General features: G+C 67.2%; 3 protein-coding genes. 2 read left to right on the top strand and 1 reads right to left on the bottom strand.

Annotated features, from left to right (window positions below; all coding sequences use genetic code 11):
• Window positions 1–171 precede the first annotated feature (171 nt).
• Entirely contained in the window at window positions 172–1437 is a 1266-nt protein-coding gene (gene tuf, locus GJ633_RS16020; RefSeq protein WP_156589570.1) for a translation elongation factor EF-1 subunit alpha, read from the top strand.
• 3 nt (window positions 1438–1440) lie between these two features.
• A complete protein-coding gene (gene rpsJ / locus GJ633_RS16025) occupies window positions 1441–1749 on the top strand; it encodes a 30S ribosomal protein S10 (RefSeq protein WP_004048854.1) in 309 nt (102 codons plus the stop codon).
• Window positions 1750–1856: 107 nt separating this feature from the next.
• On the opposite strand, the gene GJ633_RS16030 is transcribed toward rpsJ, so the two are convergent.
• The coding region (locus tag GJ633_RS16030; protein ID WP_156589571.1) for a rhomboid family intramembrane serine protease at window positions 1857–2146 on the bottom strand (290 nt) is incomplete at its 5' end.

The raw sequence follows: 2146 nt of genomic DNA on the forward strand, positions 1-2146 counted from the left end.
CGAGACGACGATCTGGCGGCGTCGCGTTCGTCCACCGTGTGTGGATCTGGCGTGACCCGCGTTGGCGAGAATCGCCCGATGGCGTCGAGATCCTCTGTGGGCCGTATCGAAACCGTTTTAGTGGAATCTACCGAAACTTACTCACAGAGCGCCTTAGCGCGTGATTACCCCATGAGTGACAAACCGCACCAGAATCTGGCCATCATCGGCCACGTCGACCACGGCAAGAGCACGCTCGTGGGCCGACTCCTCTTCGAGACGGGGAGCGTCCCCGAGCACGTCATCGAGCAGCACCGCGAGGAAGCCGAAGAGAAGGGCAAGGGCGGCTTCGAGTTCGCCTACGTGATGGACAACCTCGCCGAGGAGCGCGAGCGCGGCGTCACGATCGATATCGCCCACCAGGAGTTCGACACCGACGAGTACTACTTCACCATCGTCGACTGTCCGGGCCACCGTGACTTCGTGAAGAACATGATCACGGGCGCCTCGCAGGCCGACAACGCGGTGCTCGTCGTCGCGGCCGACGACGGCGTCGCGCCCCAGACCCGCGAGCACGTCTTCCTGGCCCGCACGCTCGGGATCAACGAGCTCATCATCGGCGTCAACAAGATGGACCTCGTCGACTACGAGGAGTCCTCGTACAACGAGGTCATCGAGGAGGTCAAGAACCTGCTCAACCAGGTCCGCTTCAACACGGACGACACGACGTTCGTCCCCATCTCGGCGTTCGAGGGCGACAACGTCGCCGAGCCGTCGGAGAACACCCCCTGGTACGACGGGCCGACCCTCCTGGAGTCGCTCAACAACCTCCCGGAGGCCGAGCCGCCGACGGACGCGCCGCTCCGGCTCCCCATCCAGGACGTCTACACCATCTCCGGTATCGGGACCGTCCCCGTGGGACGCGTCGAGACCGGGATCCTCAACACCGGCGACAACGTCTCCTTCCAGCCGTCCGACGTGGGCGGCGAGGTGAAGACGGTCGAGATGCACCACGAAGAGGTGCCCAAGGCCGAGCCCGGCGACAACGTCGGGTTCAACGTCCGCGGCATCGGCAAGGACGACATCCGCCGCGGCGACGTCTGTGGTCCCGCCGACGACCCGCCGACGGTCGCCGAGACGTTCCAGGCGCAGATCGTCGTGATGCAGCACCCGAGCGTCATCACCGCCGGCTACACGCCCGTCTTCCACGCCCACACGGCGCAGGTCGCGTGTACGATCGAGTCGATCGACCAGAAGATCGACCCGTCGTCCGGCGAGGTCGCCGAGGAGAACCCGGACTTCATCAAGTCCGGCGACGCCGCGGTCGTCACCGTGCGCCCGCAGAAACCGCTCAGCATCGAGCCCTCCGGCGAGATTCCGGAGCTCGGCAGCTTCGCCATCCGCGACATGGGACAGACCATCGCGGCCGGCAAGGTGCTCGACGTCACCGAGCGATAATCGATGCAGCAGGCACGCGTCCGCCTCGCCGGCACGAGCCCCGAGGACCTCGACGACATCTGCGACGACGTCCGCGAGATCGCGGACTCGACGGGGGTCGCCCTGTCGGGCCCGATCCCGCTGCCGACGAAGACGCTGGAGATCCCGTCGCGCAAGTCCCCGGACGGTGAGGGGACGGCGACGTGGGAGCACTGGGAGATGCGCGTCCACAAGCGGCTGATCGACATCGACGCCGACGAACGCGCGCTCCGTCAGCTCATGCGCGTCCAGGTGCCCAACGACGTCAGCATCGAGATCGTCCTCGAAGACTAAGCGCTAGGGCGTCTTTCACGCTCTCTTCGTTTTTCACACCCGTCGAGCTACGGCGCCGTCGACCGATCGCCGGCCGCGATCGCCGCTGCTCACTCCGCGTCGGCCGCTCACCGTGCGTCGAGCAGTCCTGCGCGTCCGGCCACAAGCCCGCAGAACGCGCCGGTGGCGTGCGCGATCAGCGCCACGCCGGGCGCGGCCGTGCTCGCGGTGAGCACGAGCGCTGCGAGTCCGAAGAGGGCAAACTGAGCGCGCGCGGACAGCCGTAGGCGGTCGAACAGCGTCGCGCTCACGACGTTGCCGGCGAGCAGGTAGCCTCCGAGCGCGAAGACGGCGCCGCTGAGTCCGAGCACGGCCGGGTGTGGACCCATCAGTCCGCCGAGCGTCACCTGCGCGGCGC

Origin of the sequence: Halorubrum sp. CBA1125, assembly GCF_009742825.1 — an archaeon.
GTDB lineage: Archaea > Halobacteriota > Halobacteria > Halobacteriales > Haloferacaceae > Halorubrum.